Origin of the sequence: Paenibacillus sp. GbtcB18 (assembly GCF_019091125.1) — a bacterium.
Classification (GTDB): Bacteria; Bacillota; Bacilli; order Paenibacillales; family NBRC-103111; genus Paenibacillus_F; species Paenibacillus_F chitinolyticus.
The window spans coordinates 231,737-258,531 of sequence record NZ_JAGXJX010000003.1 but is presented as its reverse complement, the minus strand read 5'-3'; the positions used below and the strand labels follow the sequence as shown (position 1 = coordinate 258,531).

At 50.7% G+C, this 26,795-nt stretch carries 25 protein-coding genes; 22 read left to right on the top strand and 3 right to left on the bottom strand.

Annotated elements, in window-relative coordinates:
• Positions 1-2 precede the first annotated feature (2 nt).
• The 15 genes from KVT34_RS11655 (at position 3) to KVT34_RS11585 (ending at position 15,636) form a co-directional block, all read left to right on the top strand.
• Positions 3-266, top strand: a complete 264-nt coding sequence (locus KVT34_RS11655) for an acyl carrier protein (RefSeq protein ID WP_217558786.1) — start codon at positions 3-5, stop codon at positions 264-266.
• The gene (locus tag KVT34_RS11650; RefSeq protein ID WP_217558785.1) at positions 263-1,522 is read left to right on the top strand and encodes an ATP-grasp domain-containing protein; all 1,260 of its coding nucleotides are present in this window, start codon (positions 263-265) and stop codon (positions 1,520-1,522) included. Before KVT34_RS11655 ends, KVT34_RS11650 begins: the two co-directional genes overlap by 4 nt.
• 28 nt (positions 1,523-1,550) lie before the next feature.
• A complete protein-coding gene (locus KVT34_RS11645; RefSeq protein WP_217558784.1) occupies positions 1,551-2,837 on the top strand; it encodes a type III PLP-dependent enzyme in 1,287 nt (428 codons plus the stop codon).
• A gap of 27 nt (positions 2,838-2,864) precedes the next feature.
• A complete protein-coding gene (locus KVT34_RS11640; protein WP_217558782.1) occupies positions 2,865-3,890 on the top strand; it encodes an LLM class flavin-dependent oxidoreductase in 1,026 nt (341 codons plus the stop codon).
• 38 nt (positions 3,891-3,928) lie between these two features.
• Positions 3,929-4,570: a histidine phosphatase family protein gene (locus tag KVT34_RS11635; RefSeq protein ID WP_217558781.1), complete on the top strand. Its 642-nt coding sequence runs from the start codon at positions 3,929-3,931 to the stop codon at positions 4,568-4,570.
• A gap of 16 nt (positions 4,571-4,586) precedes the next feature.
• Positions 4,587-4,835 carry a DUF6137 domain-containing protein gene (locus KVT34_RS11630; protein ID WP_217558780.1) on the top strand — a complete coding sequence of 83 codons (249 nt, stop codon included), beginning with the start codon at positions 4,587-4,589 and terminating at the stop codon, positions 4,833-4,835.
• Positions 4,836-4,873: 38 nt separating this feature from the next.
• Positions 4,874-6,388 (top strand): GMC oxidoreductase, encoded by a 1,515-nt coding sequence (locus KVT34_RS11625; RefSeq protein WP_217558779.1) that lies wholly within the window; start codon positions 4,874-4,876, stop codon positions 6,386-6,388.
• A 54-nt stretch (positions 6,389-6,442) separates the two neighbouring features.
• The gene (locus KVT34_RS11620) at positions 6,443-8,191 is read left to right on the top strand and encodes an ABC transporter ATP-binding protein (protein ID WP_217559289.1); all 1,749 of its coding nucleotides are present in this window, start codon (positions 6,443-6,445) and stop codon (positions 8,189-8,191) included.
• A gap of 14 nt (positions 8,192-8,205) precedes the next feature.
• The gene (locus tag KVT34_RS11615) at positions 8,206-10,227 is read left to right on the top strand and encodes an ABC transporter ATP-binding protein (RefSeq protein WP_217558778.1); all 2,022 of its coding nucleotides are present in this window, start codon (positions 8,206-8,208) and stop codon (positions 10,225-10,227) included.
• A gap of 161 nt (positions 10,228-10,388) precedes the next feature.
• Entirely contained in the window at positions 10,389-11,657 is a 1,269-nt protein-coding gene (locus KVT34_RS11610; RefSeq protein ID WP_217558777.1) for an MFS transporter, read from the top strand.
• A gap of 347 nt (positions 11,658-12,004) precedes the next feature.
• On the top strand, positions 12,005-12,817 hold the full coding sequence (locus KVT34_RS11605; RefSeq protein ID WP_217559288.1) for an alpha/beta fold hydrolase: 813 nt from the start codon (positions 12,005-12,007) through the stop codon (positions 12,815-12,817).
• A 214-nt stretch (positions 12,818-13,031) separates the two neighbouring features.
• Positions 13,032-13,466 carry a YciI family protein gene (locus tag KVT34_RS11600; RefSeq protein ID WP_217558776.1) on the top strand — a complete coding sequence of 145 codons (435 nt, stop codon included), beginning with the start codon at positions 13,032-13,034 and terminating at the stop codon, positions 13,464-13,466.
• Positions 13,463-14,728, top strand: a complete 1,266-nt coding sequence (locus KVT34_RS11595; RefSeq protein WP_217558775.1) for an RNA polymerase sigma factor — start codon at positions 13,463-13,465, stop codon at positions 14,726-14,728. Before KVT34_RS11600 ends, KVT34_RS11595 begins: the two co-directional genes overlap by 4 nt.
• Positions 14,729-14,836: 108 nt before the next feature.
• On the top strand, positions 14,837-15,289 hold the full coding sequence (locus tag KVT34_RS11590; protein ID WP_217558773.1) for a YciI family protein: 453 nt from the start codon (positions 14,837-14,839) through the stop codon (positions 15,287-15,289).
• Complete coding sequence (locus KVT34_RS11585; protein ID WP_217558772.1) at positions 15,286-15,636, top strand: DUF1801 domain-containing protein; 351 nt, start codon at positions 15,286-15,288, stop codon at positions 15,634-15,636. Before KVT34_RS11590 ends, KVT34_RS11585 begins: the two co-directional genes overlap by 4 nt.
• Positions 15,637-15,817: 181 nt before the next feature.
• Here the strand turns inward: KVT34_RS11585 and KVT34_RS11580 are convergent, their stop codons facing one another.
• Positions 15,818-16,546: an MBL fold metallo-hydrolase gene (locus tag KVT34_RS11580; RefSeq protein ID WP_217558771.1), complete on the bottom strand. Its 729-nt coding sequence runs from the start codon at positions 16,544-16,546 to the stop codon at positions 15,818-15,820.
• A 218-nt stretch (positions 16,547-16,764) separates the two neighbouring features.
• Here KVT34_RS11580 and KVT34_RS11575 point away from each other — a divergent pair, with 218 nt between their 5' ends.
• The 4 genes from KVT34_RS11575 to KVT34_RS11560 all read left to right on the top strand — a co-directional run bounded on the left by KVT34_RS11575 (position 16,765) and on the right by KVT34_RS11560 (position 21,997).
• Positions 16,765-17,169 carry a hypothetical protein gene (locus KVT34_RS11575; protein ID WP_217558770.1) on the top strand — a complete coding sequence of 135 codons (405 nt, stop codon included), beginning with the start codon at positions 16,765-16,767 and terminating at the stop codon, positions 17,167-17,169.
• Between the two features lie 75 nt (positions 17,170-17,244).
• Positions 17,245-17,415 carry a DinB family protein gene (locus tag KVT34_RS11570; protein WP_217558769.1) on the top strand — a complete coding sequence of 57 codons (171 nt, stop codon included), beginning with the start codon at positions 17,245-17,247 and terminating at the stop codon, positions 17,413-17,415.
• A gap of 231 nt (positions 17,416-17,646) precedes the next feature.
• Positions 17,647-19,368, top strand: a complete 1,722-nt coding sequence (locus KVT34_RS11565; RefSeq protein ID WP_254634823.1) for an ABC transporter ATP-binding protein — start codon at positions 17,647-17,649, stop codon at positions 19,366-19,368.
• Positions 19,369-19,612: 244 nt separating this feature from the next.
• Positions 19,613-21,997: a polyprenyl synthetase family protein gene (locus tag KVT34_RS11560; protein ID WP_217558767.1), complete on the top strand. Its 2,385-nt coding sequence runs from the start codon at positions 19,613-19,615 to the stop codon at positions 21,995-21,997.
• Between the two features lie 105 nt (positions 21,998-22,102).
• Here KVT34_RS11560 and KVT34_RS11555 read toward each other — a convergent pair whose 3' ends face one another.
• Positions 22,103-23,290, bottom strand: a complete 1,188-nt coding sequence (locus KVT34_RS11555) for a multidrug effflux MFS transporter (RefSeq protein ID WP_217558765.1) — start codon at positions 23,288-23,290, stop codon at positions 22,103-22,105.
• A gap of 186 nt (positions 23,291-23,476) precedes the next feature.
• Here KVT34_RS11555 and KVT34_RS11550 point away from each other — a divergent pair, with 186 nt between their 5' ends.
• The 3 genes from KVT34_RS11550 to KVT34_RS11540 all read left to right on the top strand — a co-directional run bounded on the left by KVT34_RS11550 (position 23,477) and on the right by KVT34_RS11540 (position 25,574).
• The gene (locus KVT34_RS11550; protein WP_254634782.1) at positions 23,477-24,460 is read left to right on the top strand and encodes a phosphotransferase enzyme family protein; all 984 of its coding nucleotides are present in this window, start codon (positions 23,477-23,479) and stop codon (positions 24,458-24,460) included.
• 43 nt (positions 24,461-24,503) lie between these two features.
• A complete protein-coding gene (locus tag KVT34_RS11545; RefSeq protein WP_217558763.1) occupies positions 24,504-25,019 on the top strand; it encodes a TetR/AcrR family transcriptional regulator in 516 nt (171 codons plus the stop codon).
• A gap of 132 nt (positions 25,020-25,151) precedes the next feature.
• Positions 25,152-25,574: a DUF3995 domain-containing protein gene (locus KVT34_RS11540; protein ID WP_217558762.1), complete on the top strand. Its 423-nt coding sequence runs from the start codon at positions 25,152-25,154 to the stop codon at positions 25,572-25,574.
• Positions 25,575-26,009: 435 nt separating this feature from the next.
• On the opposite strand, the gene ytaF is transcribed toward KVT34_RS11540, so the two are convergent.
• Entirely contained in the window at positions 26,010-26,639 is a 630-nt protein-coding gene (ytaF, locus tag KVT34_RS11535; RefSeq protein ID WP_217558761.1) for a sporulation membrane protein YtaF, read from the bottom strand.
• Between the last annotated feature and the right edge of the window lie 156 nt (positions 26,640-26,795).

Sequence of the window (26,795 nt, the reverse complement as noted above, 5' to 3'; positions counted from 1 at the left end):
TGATGTCTTTGGAAACGAAGGAAAACGTAAGGACCGCTCAAGTTATATCCTGTGTGAATGAAATCCTGCAGACAAAGGACCCGATAACCCCGGAAACCGATTTGTTTCTGCTGGGGTTGGACTCGGTAACGGCCGTTAATTTGATCGTCAGTTTGGAGGGCGTGTTCGAGATTACGTTTAACGACGACGAACTGATCGTAGAAAATTTTTCAACGGTCCGGAAAATAACGGAACATGTGACGGAAAAACTTGAGGGAACCCTATGAAGTTCACTCATCCGCTGGATTATTATCGTTTGAGCGGCAAACAAATCCTATGGTACATGAATATCGGAGATGAGCAGGACGGCCAAGCGTCGAATTACTTTCCCTCCGTCAAGGACCCTCAATCCGAGAAGATAGTCGTGCAGCAGGAGCATCAGCTTCTCTTTCTGGCGAGGCCGCAGGACACGGTATTTTTTCATGCGATGCCGGAGCCGGCTTTCCTGGATTATTGGAAAGAACGAAACCTCGCGCTGCCGACGATCATTTGCTACGACGAGCTTGCGCAAGTGCCTGACCTGGCGCGATATACGATTATCCCGTTCATCGTTTCGGAGCGGCTTCTTGAACTGAAGGAACGGCATCCGCAAATGGACATCATGGCCCCTGAACTGACGGTCTGCCGGGAAATCAATGATAAATTCAGCACGAGAAGACGGATGGAAAGAAACGGGTTCAACGTCACGACCGGTTATTTCTGCAGCGATATCGGGAGCTTGGAGCACGCCTACGATCAGCTCGTTTCCGCGGGTTTTTCCAAGTGTGTGTTAAAGGTTCCGTACGGCTCCTCCGGTAAAGGGCTTAAAGTCATCGACAACGAGCGGAATTTTCGGTTTTTGCTGAATTATATTCAAAACCGGCAGACAAGCGTCGACCTGCTCCTGGAAGGCTGGCATCCCCACCGGCTCAGCTTGACATCCCAGTTGTTTATTTCCGAATACGAAGTCCATCTTCTGGCCGTCACCGAGCAAATCGTAGATCCGAACGGCGTCTACAAAGGAACGAATTTCTCGCCTTCCTTATCGCATTCGGAATCGGCCGATTATCGCGAAGAAATTTTGCGGGCAGGAGAACTTATCCGGCAGATGGGATATAGAGGCGTCCTCGGAATCGATTCAATCATCGATACGAACGGGGAACTGATTCCGGTCATCGAGATTAACGCCAGGCTTACTCAAGTCACGTATATTCTTCCTTTGGTTATCGAACAGAAGAAGCGTTATGAGTTTGTCGAAAGCAGGGTGCTGGTGTTTAATTCCGGGGTGGATCTGGATTTCGAAGATTACGTAAACGATCTCTCGGACGTGACGCGAGATTTACCCGTCCATATCGATCTGTACAATTTCTGCAAAGCTTCGGGCGCCTTTAAAAATACGTATAAGCTCTTTGTGCTAGTTTCTGCCCACAATACCGAACAGCTGATACAGGCCCGGAGCCTGCTTGACGAGCTGAACACGAGAATGACGACGGGCGTTCATTAAGTCATGAAGAAGGAAGGGGGACTTAAGGATGAACCTGGATCATGCTGAAATCACAGCCCTAACGAAAGCGTTCGAGACTCCTTTTTATTTGTATGACGGCGATTTTATCGAAAGGCATTACCGGCAATTACGAATCCGGACGAATCCGGCGATTCAGTTCTATTTGTCCTTGAAGGCGAACAACAATATTCATATCGCCAAGCTGTTCCGGCAGTGGGGAGTGGGCGTTGAGGTCGCATCCGCCGGGGAACTGGCTTTAGCCCGTCATGCGGGATTTTCAGCGGACAACATCATTTTTTCCGGACCGGGTAAGAAGCGAAGCGAACTCCAGGCAGCGGTTGAAAGCGGGATTTACTGCATCATCGCGGAATCCGTCCAGGAACTCCTTTACATAGAAGAACTGGCCGAGCAAGCAAACAAAACGGTCCGGGTCGCGGTCCGCATCAATCCCGACAAAAGCTTCGGCAGCACAGCCATTAAAATGGGCGGGGTACCGAGACAATTCGGAATAGACGAATCTATGCTCGATACCGTGTTTGATGCCATCGGGTCTCTCCGATTCACCCGGTTTATCGGGATACATGTCTATACGGGAACCCAGAATCTGAATACCGACAGCATTATCGAGTCGATGAAATATACCGTAGATCTGGGCAGAAGCATTCATGAACGATACGGAATCGTCTGCGAATTTATTAATCTTGGCGGAGGGTTCGGGGTACCGTATTTTGCACACGAAAAGGCGCTGGATATCGATAAAATCACGGATTCGGTCAGCGATTACGTCCAAGAGGCGAGAAACACCTTGTTCCCGCAAACGACCTTTATTATCGAAAGCGGAAGATACTTATTGGCTCAAGCGGCCGTGTATGTAACCGAGGTGCTCTACCGGAAAACGTCCAAGGGAGAAAATTTTGTGATTGTGGACGGCGGAATGCACCACCATGCGGCTTCCACTTTCCGGGGAAGAAGTATGAGAAGCAACTACCCCATGGAGTGTATTCCCGTTAGCGAAGACCCCGGCCGGCGCGAACTCGAAAAAGTCACCATTGCCGGTCCTCTCTGTACGCCTGAGGATTGCGTAGGGAAGGATGTCGAACTGCCGGCCTTATATCCGGGCGACCTCGTGTGTGTGTTGAACTCGGGCGCCTACGGACTGAGCTTCAGCCCGGTTCATTTTCTGGGGCACCCGACACCCATTGAAATTCTTAAACGCAATGGCTTATACGAGCTGATCCGTCGGAAAGGAATTCCGGAAGATTTGGTAGCCACCCAGTTACAGACGGAACCGGATCTTCTGTTCGCGGATAAATAGAAGACGCAATAGACGAAAAGCAGGGGGATGATCGCATTGGATCCGATTCAGTATTATTGCCAAATTCCGGGCGTCGGCCATTATGCCTCCAAGAAAGAATTTATGGAAAACTCCGTTAAAATCGCGCAGTTGTCCGATGCTTACGGCATAGTCGGGTCCCTGTCGTTTTTTAACCATTCCGTATTGGACCCTTGGGCCGTCAGCTCGGTTATTATGCAGCATACGGAACGTCATGTTCCTCTTATTGCGCTTCAGCCCTATATGTATCCTCCCTATACGGCCGCCAAGTTAATTCAAAGCTTCACGTATTTGTACAACCGGCGGATCGACCTAAATATGATCACCGGCGCCGTTACCGGCGAGCTCCAGCAAACCGGGGGTTACATCGACCATTCGTCCCGCTACAAGAAACTGCACGAATATGTTCAGGTGCTCCGTCTGCTGCTTGAAACGGATTCTCCCGTTTCGTTCAAAGGCGACTATTATGAGCTGAATAATTTGGAGTTCAAGCCTCCGCTGCCGGACAAGCGGCTTTTCCCGCGCATCTTTATGTCGGGCTCTTCCGAGGAAGGCCTTGAAGCGGGGCTAAAAACAGCGGATTTCGTCGTTACTCATCCGGGACCGCTGGAACATTTTAAACGCCATTTTAGCGACAAGGTGCAGGGATCGGCTGTTCAAAGTGCCATAAGAATCGAGATTATTGCCAGAGAATCGGCGGAGGAAGCGTGGAAGGTCGCTCATGCCCGTTATCCCGGCAACCGGCAGGGGACGATCCAGCTTCGGATGAAAAAGAACTCGGAATCAAGCTGGCAGCGGACGCTGGCCGAACTGGCTATAGCGAGTGAAACGTACGACGAAGTCTTCTGGATGGGTGGGTACATGAACGGCGGAATTTACAGTCCCGTGTTAGTCGGGGATTACGAGCAAGTGGCCGCTTATATGAACGAGTATTATAAACTCGGCGTAAAAGCCGTGTTACTGGGTTCCATGTACAGCGAGGAGGATTTTATTCATTTCAGCCGGGTGAAGGAAGGAATTTCGAATCCGGTCTAGGGAACCTCAGCGAAAAATCCGGCGGAAGGAGAGATAGCATGCGATTGATTATAATCCGTCATGCGCAGGCCCACTGCAACATTCTGGAAGACGACGCGCTTATGGATGCGTACGATCCTCATTGCGAACTGACGGAAGCGGGGATCGGCCAGGCCGTGAAGCTCCGGGATGAATACCCGGGTTCTCTGGCGCCGTCGGTCATTTATTCCAGTCCATTGAAAAGGGCGAGGGAAACGGCGGCCATTTTCCGTGAGCGGTTTCCGTCCGCACCTTTCATCGAAGACGACCGTTTGAGCGAACTGAAAGCTCCGGAGTCTTTTGTCCCGCCGATTACGCAGGGGCAGTGGGATGTGTATCTGGAGCAGCGGATCCGGTCGCCTCATCTGGAAATCGTCAAGGGGCTGGAGTCACTTGACGTACAGCGGGAACGGATCGAGGAGTTCTACAAGGATCTGTTCGGGACGTATGCCGGAGAAACGTGCAATATCGTCATTTTTACCCATGCTTTCAGCATCCAGCTGTCCATCCTGTTTTTTCTAGGGCTCGGGAACGAACAGCTCCTGCAATGGCAAATCAAAGCAAGCAATACGGCGATGCACATCATTCATTACGATTCGATGAGCGGCAGTTTCCTCCTGGAGAGTCTGAACAACCGTTCGCATCTCCAAACAACCGGATAAGAAAGGACGAAATGAGATGGATAACAAAGAGCGAAACACGCTGTATCAAGTGATCTACGCGATTTCCGGCGTTACCGGTGAAGACGGGGACGAACTCGTGGAAACGTTTGAACAGGGACCGCTGGAAGTGGATAAGCGGGATTTTTTTGAAATCGTTCAACGGGTGGAATCTCTGTTCGACTGCACGCTGGATATGAATTTGGAAGGTCCTTATTTGATACATGCCGATGAGATCGTGACTAAGATTACGAAGCTAAACGTTTAGTCCTGGCAATTGAAATAATCAAATATGGGGGAATCGCCTTGACCAAGCAATTCGATGTATGTGTGATCGGCAGCGGAGCCAGCGGCTCCGTTGTCAGCAAGTATTTGGCTGAAAAAGGCCTGGAAGTTGTCATCGTGGAACAGGGAGACCTCATTGAACCGGGAACGAATATAGATTCGGTCATGAGCCATGCGGAGAAAGCCTACGCGAGAGAATCGGACGGCACCTGGGGAGATAACGGATATCCGTGGTCGGCCAGCGCGGTAGGCGGCGGAACGATTTTTTATGCCGGTATTTCGTTTCGCTACAAAGACGTCGACTTCGATGCGAGGGAGTATGTGGCGCCGGATGCCCTGGACCCTCAGTGGCCCATCGGGTATTCGGATTTGGACCCCTACTACAACAAGATCGAACAGTGGCTTGGGGTGTCCGGGGATCTGAATGCCGATCCGTTCAAAAACAGTGCCGGAACCGGATCGCTTCGGACGGCCCATGCCTACAGCCAGCAGGGAGCTCTGATCGACCAGGCGGGCAAAGAGCTTGGCCTGCATCCGTTTCCGACTCCGCTGGCGGTTAACACAACGGATCATAACGGATATCCGGGCTGCGACAACCTAACCAGCTGCACGGATTACGCGTGCCCGATCGGCGCCAAAGCAGACAGTTTCACGCGCATTTTGAAGCCGGTGTTGAAGCTGGATCATGTGACGCTCATGAAAAATACGAAAGCGCTGGCGTTCCACCAGACGGACCCTTCTAAGATCGACTCTTTGGAGTGTCTTGACTTAGCCACGAAAGAAAGGTTCCATATTCGCGCGAAACAATTCGTTCTGGCCGGAAACGCCATCCAAAGCGCCGCGCTCGTGCTGCGTTCGACGAACAAATGGTGGCCGGAAGGAGTAGGGAACAAATCCGGCCTGGTAGGCTCGGGGTTAAGCTTCAAGAACAGCGAATACGTATCCGGGTGGGTAGATAATCATCCCTACGAGCAGTTGAACGAACCGCTGAAAGGGTTGTACTCCACCGTTTCGATTACGGATTACTATCAGGACCCGCATTGTCATTCCGGCCTGGGAGGGCTGATCTACGAAGCGAACCCGTGGACCTATTACGGCCACGAAGGCAGCGGTATGTATGTTCAATTGGAATGTATCATCGCGGACCAGCCTATGGTAACCAATAAAGTCCGGTTATCGAACGATAAAGAAGCGTCGGGGGTGCCCAAAATCGTCCTTGATTATCAGACACATGAATGGGACAAGCGCCGGCTGAGCTTTATGATCGAGAGGGCCGGAGAAATATTGACAGCCATGGGAGCGAAACAGATCCAATGCAACCCTTCCTACTACTATTTGGGGAGCGCACATCTGCATGGAACGTGCCGGGCAGGCACGGATGAGCGGACGTCCGTCGTCGATAAATTCGGCCGATTCCATACGATCGACAATTTGTTTGCGGCGGACGGGTCCTTTATGCCTTTTGCGGGCGGCGTCAACCCGACCTTGACGATCCAGGCCAACGCTTTACGAATAGCCGAAAATATGAGTGTTTGATTAAGGGCGATACCTGTGTAAGACGGGAAATCCGGAAACAGGGAAGTGATCGTTATCGTTTCTGTTTTAGTGAGGCTCGGCTGGTTTTTTAAAGAGCATAAAATCCGGTACACGCTGGCGGTACTCATTCTGATCCTCGTAAACGGGGTCGAAATGCTGCCGCCATTGCTGCTGGGATCCGCTCTTGACCATATCCAGCAAAACACGCTGACCCCGGCGAGTCTGGCGCAGTATATCGGATTTATTCTCGGACTCGCCGTCATCATCTATATCCTGAATTACGCTTGGATGTTTCAATTGCACGGCGGAGCGAACCGTCTGCAGCTCAAAATGCGTTCGCGTATGATGGCCCATTTGTTAAAGATGACTCCGTCCTTTTTCGAAAAATACCGAACCGGGGATCTTATGGCCCGGGCGACCAACGATATCAAATCCATCGGAGAAACGTCGGGTTCCGGCATTTTGACCTTAGTCGATTCCTGTTTATTTTCGGTGACGATCCTGATTACGATGGGCTTTTTTATCGATTGGAATTTAATGCTGGTCACCATCTTGCCGCTTCCGTTAATCGCGGTCGCTATCACCTTTTTCGGAAAATACCTTCATCGCCGTTTTACGATCGCCCAGGATGCTTTCGGCACACTTAACGATCAAGTGCTGGAGACCATTACCGGTATTCGCGTTGTAAGAGCTTATGTGCGGGAAGAGGTAAATCAGAATAATTTTGAAACCATGGCGGAAGATCTGTTCCGGAAAAATGTCGCCATCGCGCGGGTCGAAGCTTTGTTCGAGCCCACCATCCGCATGTTAATCGGAATCAGTTATTTGATCGGTCTCGGGTACGGGACCTATCTGGTTTTTCAGCAGCGCATTTCACTGGGCGAACTGATCACGTTCAACGTCTATTTGGGCATGCTGATCTGGCCCATGTACGCGATCGGTGAACTGATTAATATTATGCAGCGGGGGAGCGCTTCCTTAGACCGTCTGGAAGAGATCATGACCTATCCGCCAGACGTTAGGGATGGGGAGGACCTTGAAGAGGAAATCGGGCTGCCGCATACCATACAATTCGACCGCGTCAGCTTCCGCTATCCGTCTTCCGCAGCCGATAACCTGAGCGATATTACGCTGCACATTAACCGCGGACAAACCGTCGGCATCGTCGGCCGTACAGGAAGCGGTAAAACTACCCTGTTAAGACAACTGCTCAGGGAGTATCCGGCAGACAGGGGCGAAATCACCGTTTCGGGCATCCCGTTGGAACGCATTCGGCTTGAAACCTGGAATCAATGGATCGGTTATGTCCCGCAGGAGCAGCTGCTGTTTTCGAAAACCGTCAAAGAAAATGTTCAATTCGGCAAGGAGAACTCGACCGAACAGGAAGTGTTCCGGGCTCTGGAGCTGGCTTCCTTTATACAGGACATTCATACGCTTCCGGGCGGGACCGATACCCTGGTAGGGGAAAGAGGGGTGTCCTTGTCGGGCGGACAGAAGCAAAGAATCGCATTTGCCCGGGCGATCATTTCCGACCCCGAAATTATGCTGCTGGATGACGCTTTATCCGCTGTCGATGCCAAAACGGAGGCGAGCATAATCGCGAACCTCATTGCGGAGCGAAAGGGTCGTACGACGCTCATCTCGACGCACCGGTTGTCCGCTGTGGAACATTCCGATTTCATCGTCGTGATGGATGGGGGCCGAATCGTCCAATGCGGCACGCATGTTCAATTGATTGCCTGCGAGGGTTGGTATAAAGAACAATACGAGTCACAAAAATTGCAAATGAACTTGTTAAAGTGAGCGTGGAAAATCCTATGAATGTAGGAAAGAAACTGTTCAAGTATGTTCTTTATTACAAGAAATCGTTTATCGCGGCGCTTTGTCTTCTCCTGCTGATGGTAGCGGCGGAATTGTCCGGACCGCTTATCGCCAAGCAGTTAATCGACCGGCATATTCTGGGGATTGAAAAACCTTGGTACGAAACGCGGGAACCCGGTGATAATGCCGTGCCTTATAAAGGAAAGTATTATAAAAGAGGCGATTATTTTACCGACCAGGAAGAGAAGGGGCAAGAAGTTCGCATTCTGCAGGTGCAGCGGCAGTTCGTATTCGTTCCGGAAGCCGTGAAGGTGGACGGTGAACGCCTTGTACAAGGCGAACAACTCATCATCAAGCGAAATGCGGAAACGGGGACGTATCCGGCCGAAATTCTTTCCACGAGCGACTTGTTTCTCTTTTATAAACCTGAATTGGGAAAAATCGCCCACTTAATCCTTCTTTATTTCGGATTCGTAGGGGCAGCCAGCTTGCTTGAATACGGTCAAACGTATGCCCTGCAAGTCTCTTCCAACCGTGTCATTCAAAAAATGCGGGTAGACGTTCTAAAGCAAATCCACCGCATTCCCATTCCGTACTTTGACCGGATACCGGCCGGAGGGATCGTATCCTGCGTTACCAACGATACCGAAGCCGTGAAAGAATTGTTTGTAACCGTGTTAAGAAATTTTTTCACCGGAGCCGTTTACATAACCGGAATCTTAACGGCCCTCTTTATATTGGACGTCAGGCTCGCGCTTATTTGCACGCTTATCATCCCCGCCCTTGCGGGCTGGATCTACCTGTATCAGAAATTCGCATCCAAATACAGCCAAACCATTCGCTCCACATTGAGTGATATCAACGGATTGATCAACGAAGCCATTCAATGTATGCCTGTCATTCGCGCGTTCTCCCGTCAGCACACCGTGCGGCAGGAATTTGAAGATAAAAATGTACGTTACTTTACGTATTCCAATAAACTTCTTACCCTAAAAGCGCTCACCTCCAATAATCTGGTTACGGTGCTGAGAAGTCTGGCGCTCACTGCGATTATTTGGTATTTTGGCGGAGCGGCGTTAAGCGGGCAATCCGTTTTCACCTTCGGCATGATCTATGCCTTCGTGGAATATGTCGAACGCTTATTTCAGCCTCTTGTCGGGATGGTGAATCAACTGGCTCAGTTGAATCATTCCCTCGTTTCGGCCGAACGGGTTTTCAGACTGATGGAAGAGGAAGGCTCCGATGTCAAGGACGAAGAAACGCCGAGATTGAAAGGGAACGTAAAATTCGAAAATGTTTCTTTTGCCTATTCGGACGATCATTACGTTCTTCGCGATATTTCTTTCGAAGCGAAGCAGGGGCAGACGATCGCATTCGTCGGGCATACGGGCTCGGGAAAAAGTTCCATCATGAACGTGCTGCTGAGATTTTACGAGCTGCAAAAGGGAACCGTTACGATAGACGGGCACAATATCCAGACCCTCTCCAGGCAGCAGGTAAGGAAACAGATCGGCATCGTTCTGCAGGAACCCTTCTTGTTCACAGGCACAATTGCCAGCAATATCAGTTTGGACAATCCGGCCATCAGCCGTGAATTGATCGAGGATTCGCTAAGAGCGGTCGGAGCCGAGCGCGTGCTTCAACATTTGCCCAAGGGATTAGACGAACCCGTGATTGAAAAAGGAAGTACGTTATCGGTCGGACAGAAGCAGTTGATTTCGTTTGCCAGGGCGCTCGCCTACAACACGCCTGTCCTTATTCTGGACGAAGCAACGTCCAATATCGATACGGAGACCGAAGGGATGATCCAATCGGCGCTGGAAGTGCTGAAGAAAGGAAGAACTACATTTGTCATCGCCCACCGGTTGTCTACCATTCATCATGCGGACCTCATCCTAGTGATGGACCGGGGCCAAATCGCGGAACGCGGCAATCACGACGAATTGATGCGGCAGCGGGGCATCTACTACCAGATGTATCAATTGCAAATGCGTGATAGAGTGAACGTTCCCGTATAATCCCAAAAAGCAGTCGGCCGCGTCGCGGCTGCTGCTTTTTTGCTTTTCCTAGCGAATAGGCGGCGGTGAAAAGAAAAATCTGTGGAAATAAAGGGTTGTAAAAGTTCCCTGTTCATGGTAATTTAGCTCCTATCCAGTAAGAATCGGGAGGATTATTTCTCATGAATTGGCTCAAATGGGATCTGAATCTGAAGATCAGATTAACAGGCGATACCGTGTTCAATCTGCTTTTTTGGATGTATTTCCCTTTCATCACCCTATTTTTCAGCGAAGCGTTCGGTAAGTCCGTTGCCAGCGTGCTGATGGCTGTGCCGCCCATATTCAGCCTGGCAGGCGGTTTGTTCGGCGGTTTTCTGTCGGACCGCCTGGGCAGAAGGCCGGCCATGCTGCTGGGCGCGTTTATGCAAGCTTCGATGTTTGCCCTGTTTGCGTTATCGTCCTCTCACTGGCTGGACTATTTCGCTTACATCGGCATCGGTCTCGGGGGAGCCATCTATATGCCGGCCAGCTCGGCTATGGTGGCGGATCTGACACCGGTAAAAGACCGTCGGATGGTCTATGCCACTTTTGTGACCGGCAGGAACATCGGGGCCGTGTTCGGACCCGCGCTCGGTGCGGTCTTCTTTTTCCAGTACAGGCATGAGCTGCTCTGGACCTGCACGGCTGTCACGCTGCTGTATTCGCTGGCTATCCTGCTGATGATCAAGGAGACGCTGCCGGCATCGGCCGCAGCAGCCCGGCAAGGCATGAGGCTGTCCGGAATTTTGAAGGAGCAGGTGAGCAGCTACGGCGTCATTTTCCGGGATAGGCTATTTGCACTCTATATCGCCGCAGGCATTCTCGTTACGATCGCCTTTATGCAGCTCGACATGTACCTAGCGGTGTACGTGACTGAATACGTACCGGCGCAGGAGCTTCTGACCATCGGAGATTGGAGCTTTTCCCTCAGCAGTTCGCAGGCATTCGGTTTGATACTAGGTCTGAACGGCCTACTGTTCGTCCTGGGTGTAATGCCCGTAACGAAATGGTTTGAAGAATGGCCGGAACGCTATGTGCTCATCCTGTCTTCGCTGCTGTTCGGAGCGGGAATGTTTTTGTTCGGGTTCACGACACAGCTATGGCTGCTGCTGATTTTCACGGTTATTTTCACGGTAGGAGAAATTTCACGCAGCCCGGTTACCGAAAGTTTCATCAGCAAATATGCGCCGGAGCATGCCAGAGGCCAGTATATGGGGGCATCCGGTCTTCAGTTTTCGGTGGGCCGGCTGTTTGCGCCCGTTACGGTTCTGCTCTCTACCTGGTTTCCTCCGCTAGTGGTGTTCGGATTTATTTTTTTGGTCACCATCCTCAGTTCTCTTCTATATATACGTGTGTTTAAAATGCTTCCTGCCAGCTATTACGCCCCCCAGCGGGAAGCGGATGCCGTCTGACTAAGAAACGATCGGTGGCAAAATGAAGGAACTTGAAAGAAAGCCGGAAAGGCTTTCTTTTTTTGTTGCGGAGATGCGGATCGTATGAAGTAAAAAAATTTTTCTTTTTTGGGGAGGGTTGTCGATTTTACCGTTTGTGCTTCGTCGTCTTAATAGAAGGCGGCCGATGAAGCATGCATTCGGGACGATCCCGACCAGAGAAAGCTGAAAAGAAAAGCAGAGAAAGTAACGGTTCAAGATAGACACGGTGGGAAGACACCCGTCTGCATCGGCCAGTACTTTCCAAAACGAGCGTTCCGTTTTAAGATATCTAAATAATCGGTGAAGCAGAAAAGGAGACGAGCATGATGAACACGGTAACTTCGAAAGACGGCACTACAATCGCTTATGACAAAACGGGGCAAGGCCCGGCGCTTATTCTGGTGACGGGGGCGTTCAGCTACCGCAAATTTCCGGGACAGGTGCAGCTCGCCGAGCTGCTGTCCGGGCAATTCACGGTGTACAACTACGACCGGCGGGGAAGAGGAGACAGCGGCGACAAACAGCCTTATGCCATCGAACGCGAAATCGAGGATTTGCAGGCGGTTATTGACGAAGCCGGCGGCTCCGCTTTCGTCTGGGGATTGTCTTCGGGAGCGGCCCTAGCCCTGCAGGCGGCGGCGAACGGGGCGGACATCGCCAAATTGGCTCTGCACGAACCACCGTTCGTGGTCGATCCGGCCGACCGGAAGCCGCCTCACAATTTTACGGCGCATGTAAGCGAGCTAATTGCCGCCGGGCGTCGTGCCGAAGCGATCAAATATTTTATGAGTAAGGGAATGGGAGCGCCTTCGTTTGTGGTCGGCATGATGAAGCTGATGCCGGGTGTCTGGTCAAACTTGATGGCTGTCGCACATACGCTCCCTTACGATGCCGCCCTGCTCGATGGCTACATGGACGGAAAGCCATTGCCGGCCGGATTATGGCGCTCCGTCACGCAGCCCGTTCTTGTCCTTGAAGGCACGGAAAGCCCGGCGGGTCTGCGTCATGGCGCCCAGGCACTGGCCCAAGCGCTTCCGAATGCGCAATTGCTCAGCAAGAAAGGACTCGGGCATACGAAAAAGCTCCCGGCAAAATTAATTTCATCGGAACTTTCGGCTTTTTTTACAGAAAAACAGTGAAGTTCGATTTGCAGCCGGCAGGTAAGCGGGGGAAGGGCCGCATACGGAATGCGACCTATATATCCGAAAGGCAGGAAACAAACTTGCTTTCGCCGAAAACTAGTAACCAAAGTTAATTTGAAAAATCGAACGGGAAATGAGATTCGTTGTCGATTCTGCAGATCCCGGTTCGTCGTATAAGTGAAGGTTCACAAAAAAGAGGAGGAATATACCGATGAGATTTATGATGATTGTGAAAGCGACGACAGATTCCGAGGCAGGCGTCATGCCCAGCCAGGAGCTTATCGAGGCGATGCAGAAGTATAACGAAGAATTGGTAAAAGCGGGCGTTCTGCTAGCCGCCGACGGCCTGCAGCCAAGCTCGGGCGGAATCCGGATTTCCTATCCGGAACCCGGAGGCAAACCGAAGGTTGTGGACGGACCGTTCACCGAGGCGAAAGAAATCATAGCGGGCTACACGCTTATTGAAGTCAAAACGCGGGAAGAAGCTATCGAGTGGGCTATGCGTATGCCGGACCCGCACGGATTTGGACAAGGCGAGATCGAGCTGAGGCAGGTGTTTGAGGTGGAAGATCTGATGAGTAATCCCGAGACGGCCGAGAAGGAAAAATCACTCCGCAGGCAAGTTGAGGAGCAGAAAAAAGCGTGACGCAGTCTTCCGCTCACCGGACGATCGATGCGATATGGCGCATCGAATCGCCCAAACTTATCGCGGGACTGACGCGAATGGTGAGGGACGTAGGTCTTGCGGAGGATCTCGCCCAGGATGCCCTCGTGATCGCGCTGGAGAAATGGCCGGTTTCCGGTATTCCGGACAATCCCGGAGCCTGGCTGATGACGACGGCGAAGCGGCGTGCGATTGACCTCCTGCGAAGAACGAAGGTGCGTGACCGGAAATACGCCGAAATGGCCCAGAGCATGGATTTGTATACGGAGGAAGACCTCAATCCCACACTGGACGGGGAGATCGGTGACGATCTCCTTCGTCTGATCTTTATGACGTGCCATCCCGTCCTCTCACAAGAGGCCAGGGTCGCGCTGACGCTCCGCCTGCTGTGCGGACTTACGACGGATGAAATCGCCCGCTCGTTCCTGGCTGCCGAACCGACCGTGGCCCAGCGGATCGTACGCGCCAAAAAAACGCTGAGCGCGGCGAAAGTGCCGTTTGAAGTACCGGCCGGGGAAGCGCTCAAGGAACGGTTGACGGCCGTGCTTGAGGTCATTTACCTCATGTTCAACGAGGGCTATTCCGCAACATCGGGAGAAGACTGGATCAGGCCGCTGCTATGCCGGGAAGCGCTCCGTCTGGGACGCGTGCTGGCCGAGATCGCTCCCGGAGAAGGGGAAGTTCATGGTCTGGTTGCCCTGATGGAAATTCAATCTTCACGGTTCCGTACACGGATTGGCGCAGCGGGCGAGCCCGTCCTCCTTATGGACCAGAACCGCGCGCAGTGGGACCGGCTGCTGATCCGGCGCGGTTTGGCGGCGCTGGAACGGAGCCGGAAGCTCGGTCGCCCGCTCGGACCTTACGCGCTGCAGGCTGCCATTGCCGCCTGTCATGCGGAAGCGCCGACCGCCGCCGAGACCGACTGGATCCGCATCGCCGCTCTTTACGAAGCGCTGTCCAGAGCGGCGCCGTCGCCGATCGTCGAGCTGAACCGGGCCGTCGCCGTCGCGATGGCGTTCGGTCCGGCCTTCGGGCTGCAGATTGCGGACGAACTGAGCGGCGAGCCTGCTCTGAAGGGCTACCATCTGCTGCCGAGCGTCCGCGGCGACCTTCTCGTGAAGCTCGGACGCTTGGAGGAAGCCCGTGCGGAATTCGAACGGGCGGCTTCCATGACGCGTAATGCGCGGGAACGGGAGCTTTTGCTGAACCGGGCCGCTAAATGCGGGGCGGAAGCCGCGGAATAATTTTGTGCCGACTTGTCGATTTCAAAGCTTTCCGTTCGTTGTCCTAATAAGGGGAAGAGGTGCGCAGCACACTGACGCAACTATCTTTCCCGTAAGGAGGAAACGGGCATGCGATTTATGCTGATTTTAAAAGCGACAGGTTATTCGGAGGCAGGAGTAAAACCCGGCCAGGCGTACAGTGAAGCGATGGACGCATACCGCAGGTCACTGGCTGAGGCCGGTGCGCTGCTTGCAGCGGAAGAGCTGGAGCCGAGTTCCGCCGGAATCCGAATACAGTATTCCCCGGGTGTAGTACAGCCGGTATTCGAGGCGGGGCCTTTTGTAACGGGGCACGGACTTTTGGCGGGTTACACACTCATTGAGGTGGATTCCGAAGAGGAGGCCGTGAACTGGGCGCTGCGGATGCCGGTTCCGCAAGAACTCGGAACTTTCGGAATCGAAGTACGGAAGCTCGAAGAACAAGCCGATCATGCAAGAAACCCGATGAATCGGGCTTTAGAAGCGGATTTGGAAGATCAGCTCGAACTGCTGAAAACATACCTAAAGGAGACAAAAACATGAACCCCACAAACCAGGAAGTAACCGATTTTATTGAAACGTTGAAGGAAGAATGGCAAAAAGAACTGTCCGCCGGGCTGCGCGAGGTCGTTCATCAGGCGATTCCAGACGTGTCGGAACGGATTCAATATAAGAAGCCCCATTTTCTGAAAAATGGAAAATACGCCGCAGTCATTTCGACCTCGAAAGATGCGGTGAGCTTTACGATCTTTAACGCCTCCGATCTTCAGCTCCCCGAAGGAATGTTTGACGGCCCTCCGGAAAGAAAAACGTTGAAGCTGCGTAAAGGAGAGACGTTTGAATCCGGTCTTCTGGTTCCTCTGGTTGTACAAGCTTCAAGCTCGCTTTAATTATGAGAACCGCAAAAAAGCAGGGACTGATTTAGCACACGCTAAATGAACCCCTGCTTTTTTATCGTTTCCCAAGCTGTTCCGGGCGGAAAACCGGCCGGAAAGCGTACGGGAGAAGCAGATCAAGGTTCGATTTACCTTGTACCGCCGATCGAACCCATCATGCTACCCGCAAAATCCGCTACGCTTGCCGCGCCACTCGCGCGATGCTTTCGTTGACACCGCCCTGAACGAGACCGCCATGGAAACAGATTGCCCGATCAATATCGAAGGCCGCGAACTTCTTCAGCGATTCCAGTGCTTGTCCCATGTCAGGCGTATGCGCAGGATTAGGTCCCGTTAATTCACCGTTCTTCGCGACCATGGCATCTCCGGCAATCAGCGTTTTGCTGGGCGCATGGTACAGGCTGACATGGCCGGGCGTGTGCCCCGGAGTATGGATAACGGTTAATCCGCCGCCGTAAGGCAGCGTCTCTCCGTCAGAAAATGTCCGGTCAACGTTGGGGCTCGACGGATTCAGGAACGTCCGCTCGAACTGCTCCCGGACTTTTGCCGGCACTTGGCCGAGAAATCCGGCCAGCCGTTCCGGCGTCATTTTCAGCATCGGCTGCGTGCCGTTAATGGCGCCTTCGTCGCCGGGGTGGGCGAGGACGGTGGCCGAGCCGCCGGTGTCCGCCAAGATGCCGGGCAGTCCCCCGATATGGTCGATATCCTGGTGCGTTAAAAGGATGGAGCTAAGTGGCAGATCTCCGATGCCCGCTTGTCTGGCCAGCTCCATAATGGCCGGAGCGGACCCCGGCATGCCTGTGTCGATCAGCGTCCATGATTCCGGATCGAACACGACAACGGGATGAATCGTCATCGGCCCTAATTGCAGTTCCAGCATTTCAATCCCTTCGGCAATTCGCATGTGAATGCCGGTCCGAGCCCTCTTTCGGCGGGCTGAACCGGCTGCCTCCTCTCGTAGTACGAAACTGATGAGTTTATTTTAAAATTCAAATGTTTATGTGTCAATGGATAGCGAGGTCACAGTTCATTTTTTGTATACACGATGTAAACACAATGTATTGACATTGTGCGTGTGTTTATTTACAATTAAGTTACCCTTAATAAGGAGGCCGCAGTTGAATGGATACGAATTTGCACATACGCATATCAAAAGATCTGAAAGAGAGTTTTCAACAGGTCGCTAAGCAAAATAATAAAGACACCTCGTCACTTGTTCGTGATTGGATTTCGGCTTATGTTGCTGAGTATCGAAATTCGGACGAAGAGACAGCGGCGGAACTGTATGTCGCAGGGTATCAGCTTCAAGAAGCTCTTGGGGGGAGAGATAAGGTCAGTAAGGATTTTGCAAAACAGCTGCAGGAATATTCCTTGACCGATCAAAAGGAATTTACACAGCTTATCCTGACCACCTACTTGGATCATGATTTGACTATTCCTCCCGTTATCTCGAAAACTTACAAAGGATACGCTTATTCACAAATGTTTTTGTTGGGTTTAATCGGAGACAAACCGAAGGAAAGATAATTATCCGAAAAATGAATCTATTCGTAAGCCGCGCACTGCGCGGTTTTTATTTTATCAAGCTCTTTCACTTACATAATGCAAGCCCTAATAGAAGAATACGGCCGCGGATACAAGATGTTGCGGGAAGCTGTTGAAGGATTAACCGATAAGGAATTCCGTTTCAAACCGGCGCTGGACAAATGGAGTATAAACCAGATCCTGATCCATATAGCGGATTCCGAGCTCGTTGCGACACCGCATCTGTAAAGATGTCCTTATTAACCGTGAGGGCATCTTTTTTTGTGAAAGAACCTGTAAAAAATAACTGCAAATCGATTAGCCCTTTGTTTGCCGGACTTCAGTAATGATATCCTAATAAAAACACTACGGGAGTGATAACCATGACATTTTATCCGATAGCCAAAACTGGAAAGTATGCCGCTTGTGCCGGAAAAACCGGCCGTGTAATCCAAACCATGCGGAGGTATCCGGGTGAAAATGATAAAAAGGTTCGTGACATATTACAAGCCTTATAAAAAGGTACTGATTGCCGATTTGATATTTGCGGCACTTGCTTCCCTGTGCGCGCTTGCCTTTCCGATGCTGGTTCATTTCATGACCTCGAGCGCGATCAGTGAGGAAGGGATCGCCGCTGCGCTACTTGTCAAAATGATTGCCGTTTTTTTATTTTTGATGGCGGTCGAGTATGGGAGCGGCTTTTATACGGACTATTACGGCCATGCGATGGGCGCGGCGATGGAGGCGGATATGCGAAACGACTTGTTTCGGCATGTTCAGAGTCTTCCGTTCAGCTTTCATGACAAGACAGCCACCGGTCAGCTTATGTCCCGCGCCACCCACGATTTGTTTAACATATCCGAACTTGCGCACCATGGTCCGGAGGACCTGGTCATCTCGTTCGTAAGAATCGCGGGATCGGCGATTATTTTGTGGCAGCTAAATCCCGTACTGGCGCTGACTCTGTTATCGGTTCTGCCGTTCATGTTCCTGTTTGCCTATCGCTATAGTATCAAGGTGAAGGAAGCGCTGAAAAAGAACAACGAACGAATCGGAGATCTTAACGCACAACTGGAAGACAGTCTTGCCGGCGTTCGCGTCGCTCAGTCTTTCTCCAACGAAGAGATGGAGACCGCCAAATTCAGAGCCGGCAACGAGTTTTTCCTGGGGAGCAGGAAAAAAGGCTATAAAGCCGAGGCTTTATTTTTCAACGGATTGACTTCATTCATGTCGCTGATGTATATGGCGGTCGTTGTCGCGGGCGCGCTTCTTATCAGCAATAATAGGCTTCTCTTGACGGAATTGATTACTTTTCTGCTGTATATAAATACCGTCACCGATCCGGTAAAAAGACTGGTTAACTTTACGCAAAATCTGCAAAACGGGGCGGCGGGTTTCGAGCGGTTTGTAGAAATCCTCTCGATAAAACCCGCTATCACTAACTCGGAAGATGCCGTAACGTTAGACCGGGTCCGGGGAAAAATCCGATTCGAAAACGTCGGTTTCCGGTATTCGGGCGACAATTCTCCCGTGTTCAGTCATTTAAACTTAACCGTATCTCCGGGTGAAACCGTTGCGCTTGTCGGTTCGTCGGGAGCAGGCAAGACGACTCTGTGTCAGTTGATTCCCCGCTTCTACGACCCCATTGAGGGGAATGTTTACGTGGACGATCTGAACATTAAAGACGTGGAGCTAAAATCGCTGCGCAGTCAAATAGGAATTGTCCAGCAGGACGTTTATTTATTCGCGGGGACCGTACGCGATAATATCAGGTACGGAAAACCCGACGCAACCGACGAGGAAATTATAGCCGCCGCCAAACTGGCGCATGCTCATGAATTTATTACGGATTTACCGGGCGCTTATGAAGCTTTTGTCGGCCAGCGGGGAAACAAGCTTTCGGGCGGGCAGAAACAGCGCATCAGCATCGCCCGCGTTATTTTGAGAAACCCGGCCATCCTGATCTTCGACGAAGCCACTTCCGCACTTGACAACGAAAGCGAAAGAATCATTCAACACAGTTTGGAGATGCTGGCCCGAAACCGCACCGCCTTGATCATCGCCCACCGGTTGTCCACGATCCGGAATGCCGACCGGATTGTCTTGCTTACGGAACAGGGAATCGCCGAAGAGGGAACCCATGAGACGCTTATGAGACAGGGAGGGATGTACGCGAAGCTGTATAACATGCAGTCGAATTAAGCGCGGCGGATAGGCCTGCACGGATCACGGCGGGGATGTTCAAAAAAAGAGCGCTGCGGCAATCACAGACGCTCCTTTTTTCGCTTGGCCTTCTAATGGAACGGTTTTGTATGAAACGGGATAAACATTTCGTAACCCAAACGCTTCTTTCCCGTATAAATAGAACAAAATCGGTTGCCGTCCGGCGAGGGAGTTGTTCTTCTAAGCGCGGTTTAACCAAATAGAAGTCGAGGTTGTGCATCCTATGAACCAGACATTTACAGACCAGGCCGAAACCTGGTACCGGCTGGCTGAACAGAGAGCCGCGCAGTATTTCGCATCGCTTTATGAACAGGTCAAGGAGAAGAGCTATGTGCAGGTCCTGACTGAAGATATCCGCGTTTGGAAAAAAGATCATATCCCGCCTTTTTCGCTGGTTTCCTTTTTATCCGGGAAAAAAAGAAAGCCCGATTCACGGGATTATGCCCGATATATCCAATGGCTCCGTTACACGGGAAAATTGGACGATTATCTGGACCGGAGCATCTCTTACATTTATTTGCGGGATTTGGGCCAAGCCCTGGATTCTCCCGCCACACAGAAGAAAGTCCATAAACTGATCGGCGATATCAAACACCAATTGACGGATTCCGGCAAAGCGGACGGAGGAGATCAGCCGGATTATATAAGCTGGGCGGGTTTGTACCGGTGGGCGCAGAAGGAAGGGATCGAAACCGCGGCAATTTGGTTAATAGCCAAGCTCAAAAACGTTGCTTCCCGTATTCCGAAAGAAATGAATGCCGAGCAAGCCCAGCGCAAGCTGCTCAAAATCATTCTCGGGGTCATTCTGCACGTCGACGACGATATGGATGATAAAACGCCGCCGGACGAACGGTCCCGCAGACTGGATGAAGCCATCCGGCTCGGATATTCGTACGGTCTGACTTATCCTTTCATAGACGATCTCCTCGATTCCGGGATTTTAACCGACCCGGAGAAAGAACATTTTACCGGCATGATACGAAACGCGCTTCTTACGGGTTCCGTGCCTGAACTAGGCGAGTGGTCCGAGAATAACCGGATTTTGCTGGAATTCGTACATGCGGAGCTGCGGGATGCTTTTCAGTCGATCCAGGCGTACCAGCGGCCGGAAACACTTAGAACCTTTTATGAACAATCGTATGTGTTTTTCCATTCCCAAGAGTTGGATCGTATAAAGGATCTGTCCTGTGAGTCTTACACGAATGAAGAACTGTATCTCCCTATCATCTTAAAATCTTCTTCTTCCCGGCTGATTGTGCGTTCCGTACTTAGCGCGGACACGGACGAAGGATTCGATAACCGGACTTTTTATTACGGCATTTACAATCAGTTGGCCGATGATTTCGCGGATATGTTCGACGACAGGAAAGACGGTGCGGTAACCCCCTATACCTACTATTTAAAATACAGGGATCGCCGTCCGGATCTGATTAACCCTTATGAATTGTACTGGACGGTTATTTCCCATCTGATTCATAACGTGTACCGCTCCGATACCAAGACCCGTGAGGTCATTCTGGATCGTGCGATCAACGGTCTCAAACGATGTAAAGAACGTCTCGGCGCCGAAAAGTATACCGACCTTATGAATATATTCGCGTCCGGAGACCCCGAATTCAACCGTCTCGTGCAGACGATGGTAAGCAAAGCGGACAATGTCGATTTTTTCGATAAGCTGCTGCGGGATCAGGTGGTTGCCGTTCTCCAAAACAACCGGAAGGAGAAAGAGGCCTTCTCTGCTACGGTCGCCAGCGTACGTGATCAGATCAACAGCTTCCTGCACATTTCCAAGCCTGACGGAATGCCTGGGATAGGCGAAGCGCTTATTGACGCCGCCAATTACAGTCTGGAAGGCTCGGGAAAGCGTATCCGGCCTATCTTAACCTGGGTTATGGGCGTAAACGAGTACGGGCTGAAGGTGGAAGAAATCATCCCGCTTCTCAAATCGCTCGAATATATGCACACCGCCTCCCTGATCTTCGACGATCTGCCTTCCCAAGATAATGCATCCACGAGAAGAGGACGGCCGACGCTGCATCAGGTGCACAACATTGCCACCGCCGAGCTGACCGGTCTGTACCTGATCCAGAAGGCTACCCAAGAACAGACGTCGCTGGACCGTTTTCCGGCCAAGTCCGTCCTTGCGCTTATCCGCTATTCGGCCGAAAAGACCGAAGAAATGTGCATGGGACAGGCGATGGACCTGCAAGCTAGGGGCGAAGCATTAACTCTGGAGCAGTTGAACCGGATCTGCTTTTATAAAACCGGCATCGCATTCGAAGCGGCCCTCGTCATGCCGGCCATTCTTGCGGCAGTTCCGGCTCCCGAGATAGACGCCTTAAAAAAATTCGCCTATCATGCGGGCATTGCCTTCCAGATCAAAGACGATTTGCTTGACGCGGAAGGAAGCGTGGAGGTGCTCGGTAAACCTGCCGGCAAGGATATCGAAAACAACAACTCGACTTTTGTGACGATCCTAGGGCAGGACGGCGCAGGTAAAGAAATGTGGGAACATTACTGCCTCGCTATGGAATCGTTGAAAGAGGTTCCGCGCAATACCGCTTTCCTGAAGCATTTATTGACTTATATAGTCGGCCGGGATCATTAAGCGTGCGGGTGCACAACCAGATGGTTCTTTAAAAGAAAAAAAGCCGATTTTCTGAATACAGAAAATCGGCTTTCGCAGAGAAGAACGTTTACCCGAGATGTCTCTTTATTTTACGGAATGCGGCAGCTTTTTACTTACGAATACCATCATCAGCGACAAGACGAGAAAATAAAGCGGCATGGTGAGCAAAGAATCGTTATGAAGGTAACTCATACCGCTCGTGATCAAGCTGACCAGGATATAATAGCCCAAGCCGAAGATGGCGCCCGCAGTCCCGAGCACATCGCCGTATCGAACCAGAGCCAAGCTTAGACAGTTGGGTATGGCCATTCCGATGCCGAGCAGGAAGATGAAAATGCAGGTGGCCAGAAGGATTAGAAAGATTGCCGAAGGACTCGCATTATATAAGTTGATGGCGGTCATGCAGGCGGCTCCGATAGCGGAGAGGATCGTGCCGGTGACGATGATCTTTTCAGCAGCGAATCTCGTTAACAGTTTTTTCGACAACAAGGCTCCGAGAATGGAAGAAAGCGCCACTAGAATGCCGAAAATACCGAATTCGCCCGGTGTCAGTTGAAAATACTCGATAAAAATAAACGGTGACTCGGCATAATAACTGAACAAAAGACCATTCGTCGCCCCAATGAGAAAACCGAATGCCCATAACTTTTTATCGCCAATCATGCGCCGGAATACGGACCGGATTTTGATGGTGGTCGTTACGGTTCGTTTTGTCTCCGGAAGTGCAGCGAACGTATACGCAAAAACGGCCGCGCCCATGATAACGAGCGTGAGGAAAACCGCCCTGAAACCGAGCGCTTGATCGACCCACCCGCCAATTAACGGGCCGATCGCCGGAGTGAAGGCCAACGCTGCGGAAATTTGGGCAAAAACGGCGTGACGTTTGGCACCGTCGATACTCTCGCGCAGGATGGTTTGCGTGACAACCGATCCGGTACTGGCTCCAAAAGCCTGAAGAAACCGGCTTACGAGTAGCCATTCGGCGGTGCCGGACAAATAACACCCCAAGCTTCCGAGACCATAAACGAGGATGCCCCAAAGCAGCGCTGGACGCCGTCCGATAACATCGGAGAGCCTTCCCCAGCAAAAAACACCAAGGGCAAAGCCTAGGAAGTAGACACTGAGCGTCAGTTGGATCAAGTTCTGGCTGACCTGGAAATGATCCGCGATATCCGGTAAAGAAGGCGTGTATATCGTTTCGCTAATTTGCGGAAAACCCACAAGAATAATAAACAGCAGGATAGATGGTGTTGAGATTTTTTTTGTTAACACAGTTCATGCCCCCTATAAATTGAAAAATCTCAATTCGTCCCGGGTATTACGGGATAGGGGGCTTGCATTTAATCAATCGGGCAAATGACAGCATATAATTTCACCTTATTTTTTTTATAGGGGGGACTATACCGAGTATTATAGCAAGAATTCTATTTGGAGGGGAAATAAATGGAGACAGAGAGCTTGAAGCTCGCCCGGCTCACAAAATTGATTACGGAACATTACCATCTGGAGCCGCTTAGTATCAACCGGCAGCAAGGGGGATGGGCGTCCTTGGCTTACCGGATCGAGACCCCAAGTAACACGACTTATTTTTTGAAAGAGTATGAGAAAAAACGGTCGTCGACTCCCAAATTAACCGCACGGCTTGATAAATATATCCCGGTAACCTGCTGGCTTAACGAAAATACAAACCTGGCCGGTAAAATCCCGGTGCCTCTGAAAACTCAATCAGGGGAATATGGTTGTGAAAATGTAGACGGTATTTTTCTTCTTTACGAGTATATTCACGGGGAAACGATCGGAGAAAAGGCTTTAAACCAAACTCAGATTGAACAACTGACAATGATAGTGGCCGAGCTGCACAAGTTCGGAAACTCCATCCCGGTGCCAGCGGAGCATTTGACGGAGGATTTTCATGTCCCTTTTATGACCGCACTCCACGAAACGATGTCAGCCCGCGATTTACCTCCAGGATTAAAATCCGCAATAAAACCTTACGAAAACGTGTTGTTTGAGCATATAGCCGTTTTGCAGGACCTGTCATTGAAATTGGCCGGTCGCATGCTGCCTATGCGCTGGTGTCATACGGATATTCATCCCTGGAACATGATGCAGAGCGATCATCAGTTGATTTTGATTGATTGGGAAGGTTTGAAGCTGGCACCGGTGGAAGCCGACATCATGTTCCTGACGGATGAAATTTATTTTCACGATTTTTTCGCTTTATACCAAAAGATACATCCCGACTATGTCATAGATGAAGAAGCGCTCCGATTTTATAAAATCAGGAGGCTGCTTGAAGATATTTGGGAATTCACGGAACAATTTTTATATGACGAGCAAAGTGAGCCGGAAAAAGAAGGCACCCTCAAGCAATTGGTCCATGAATTGGAGTCTTTGAAGTGTGGCACACAGCTCTCGATTGACAAAATAAAACCCGAATAGTATTCTGATAAAAACATACGCTGCCGTATCTTAAGGGGGAGTCATGCAAGTAACCAGGGAAGATTGGGTAAAAGCCGGATTAAATAAACTCGCCGAAGCCGGCATCCATGAAGTTCGTGTCGAAGTGCTTGCCAAGGCGCTGAAAATAAGTAAAGGCAGCTTCTACCACTACTTTCGAGACCGTAAAGAACTGCTGGATTCCATGCTGGATTATTGGGAAGATCATGCAACCAAACGGATCATCCGGAATGTAGAGCAGGATAGCTTCTCATTGGAACAACTGCTTAATCTTAGTATCAATAACCGGGACAAGAAAATGGAGATCGGCATTTATGCCTGGGCTAAACATGATCCTGTCGTGGCATCCCGATTAGTCGATATCGAGGAACAAAGAATTCATTTTGTTACCGTCTTGTACGAGAAGAGGGGATTGACATTTTCAGAGGCCGCCGACAGAGCCAGACTTACCTATTTAACTTATGTGGGATGGATGACCCGGTTTGAGAGCAATACCAATTTTGATATCGTCAAGATGTTTGAGATTTTATTAAAAGGTTGAACACCGATGTCCCTCATGCGGCTGTACGTGCTGCGGGGGACATAAAAAATGCAGCACCATACGGATGCGTATGTTTTCGCGTGTTAACTACCCTGGTCAAGTTTTAAAAAAACGAATGGGGAGGCGGATGGTATGAAATCCGTTATGGTTTTGTCGGCCGTAAGTATTTTGGCTCTAATCAGCATCTTACATATTTATTGGGCCTACGGGGGGCGCCGGGGAATCGGGGCTGCCATACCTTCGAAAGCGGGGGAGTACAAGCCTGCTTTTACTCCCGGGAAGCCGGCTACGCTCTTAGTGGCTGTTCTTCTCTTCATGGTCTGTGTCATACTCCTGGTGCAAGGCGGTTATATAGATTCATTTCCGGCAAATGTCCTCACAAGAACGGGGTGTATCGTTTGCGCTTCTGTTTTCATTTTGCGGGCGGTTGGCGACTTTAGACATGTAGGCTTTTTTAAAAAAGTAAAGCACACGGTATTTGCAAGAAATGATACGTGGTTGTATAGTCCGCTTTGTTTGTATTTAGGGCTAACGTGTGCGGTTCTTCTGTTTTAAAACGAAGAGGCAGCCCTTGAGGGTTGCCTCTTCACGGAAATTAGATTCTTCGTTCAAATATCAGAACGTTCCGTTTGGATATCACAAGCCGGAAACCGTTTCTTAAAAGACATCGTTCAGCAAATAGCACGCGACCGCCAAAAAATAAGAAACGGCTGCATGGTCTGGCGCTGCCGATTATACGGAAGGCGATGATAATTCTTCGTCCGGTTATGATACTGCGTCTAAACTTGATTTCTACTATATCTTTTCTTATGCGGGCCATATTCATCACCTCGCTTTCCTTTGAATACTATAGATAATGCGAGAGTGAATAGAATGGTAACTTAGAATTGATCCGTATACCGCACAATTTCATGCATAACTTCATGATTGGGACGCAGGACCGTGTATTCATTGCCGGTTCATTGCCGATCGTTCAACCTTTTTCCGTCTTTACAGTAAGCTATTGGCGGCAATCACGAGAAGCATCATGCCGCTAACCAGGGTGCCGAATTGGCCCAACGTAAAGGAACCGATGCGGATGCGGGCAACTTTACCGCCCAGCCAGACTCCAAGCCATACGGTGAGAAAACTTCCGAAAGCCGCCGTAAGAGATATCGCAAAGGGAGAGAGGCCGAGCAGCCCCGCACTTAACCCGTTGGTCAGCGCATTGGCCGAAAGGGCAATCCCCAGAATGAACGATTCGGCGATTCCGATATGCTTCGAATTGTCCCGGTCCACCTGCTCGGGATTCCGTAGAATCGACCGTAATCCATTTTCGTTCCTCTTTGACGGAGAGGAAGCTACTTCGGGTTCCTTTCCCGGAGCTGCCATCAAAATGATCCGTATTCCGATGAAGAATAGGCTAAACGCGCTCAGAAGGACGGGGAGCATGCCGGGCAGGACGGAGGAGATCCATTTTCCAAACCATATTCCCGTATAGCTGAATAAGAAGCAGACACCGGCAACGATCAAGTTGGACAACATTCCGATTCGGATTTTTCGAATCCCGTAAGAAATTCCCACACCTAAATTATCGAGACTCGATGAAATTGCAAAACCTAAGATTACCAGCCACGCCATTTTCTCAACACCTCGTTATGATGTATTTGCTTTTAGGGTATGTGCCGTTGAGAAAGTAGTGCCAGTACCACCAAAAAACTCAATACACTCAATAAACTTCACATGTTTACGGACAAAGACAAGGTAAATTTTTCAACAGTCGTTCATATACTGGTT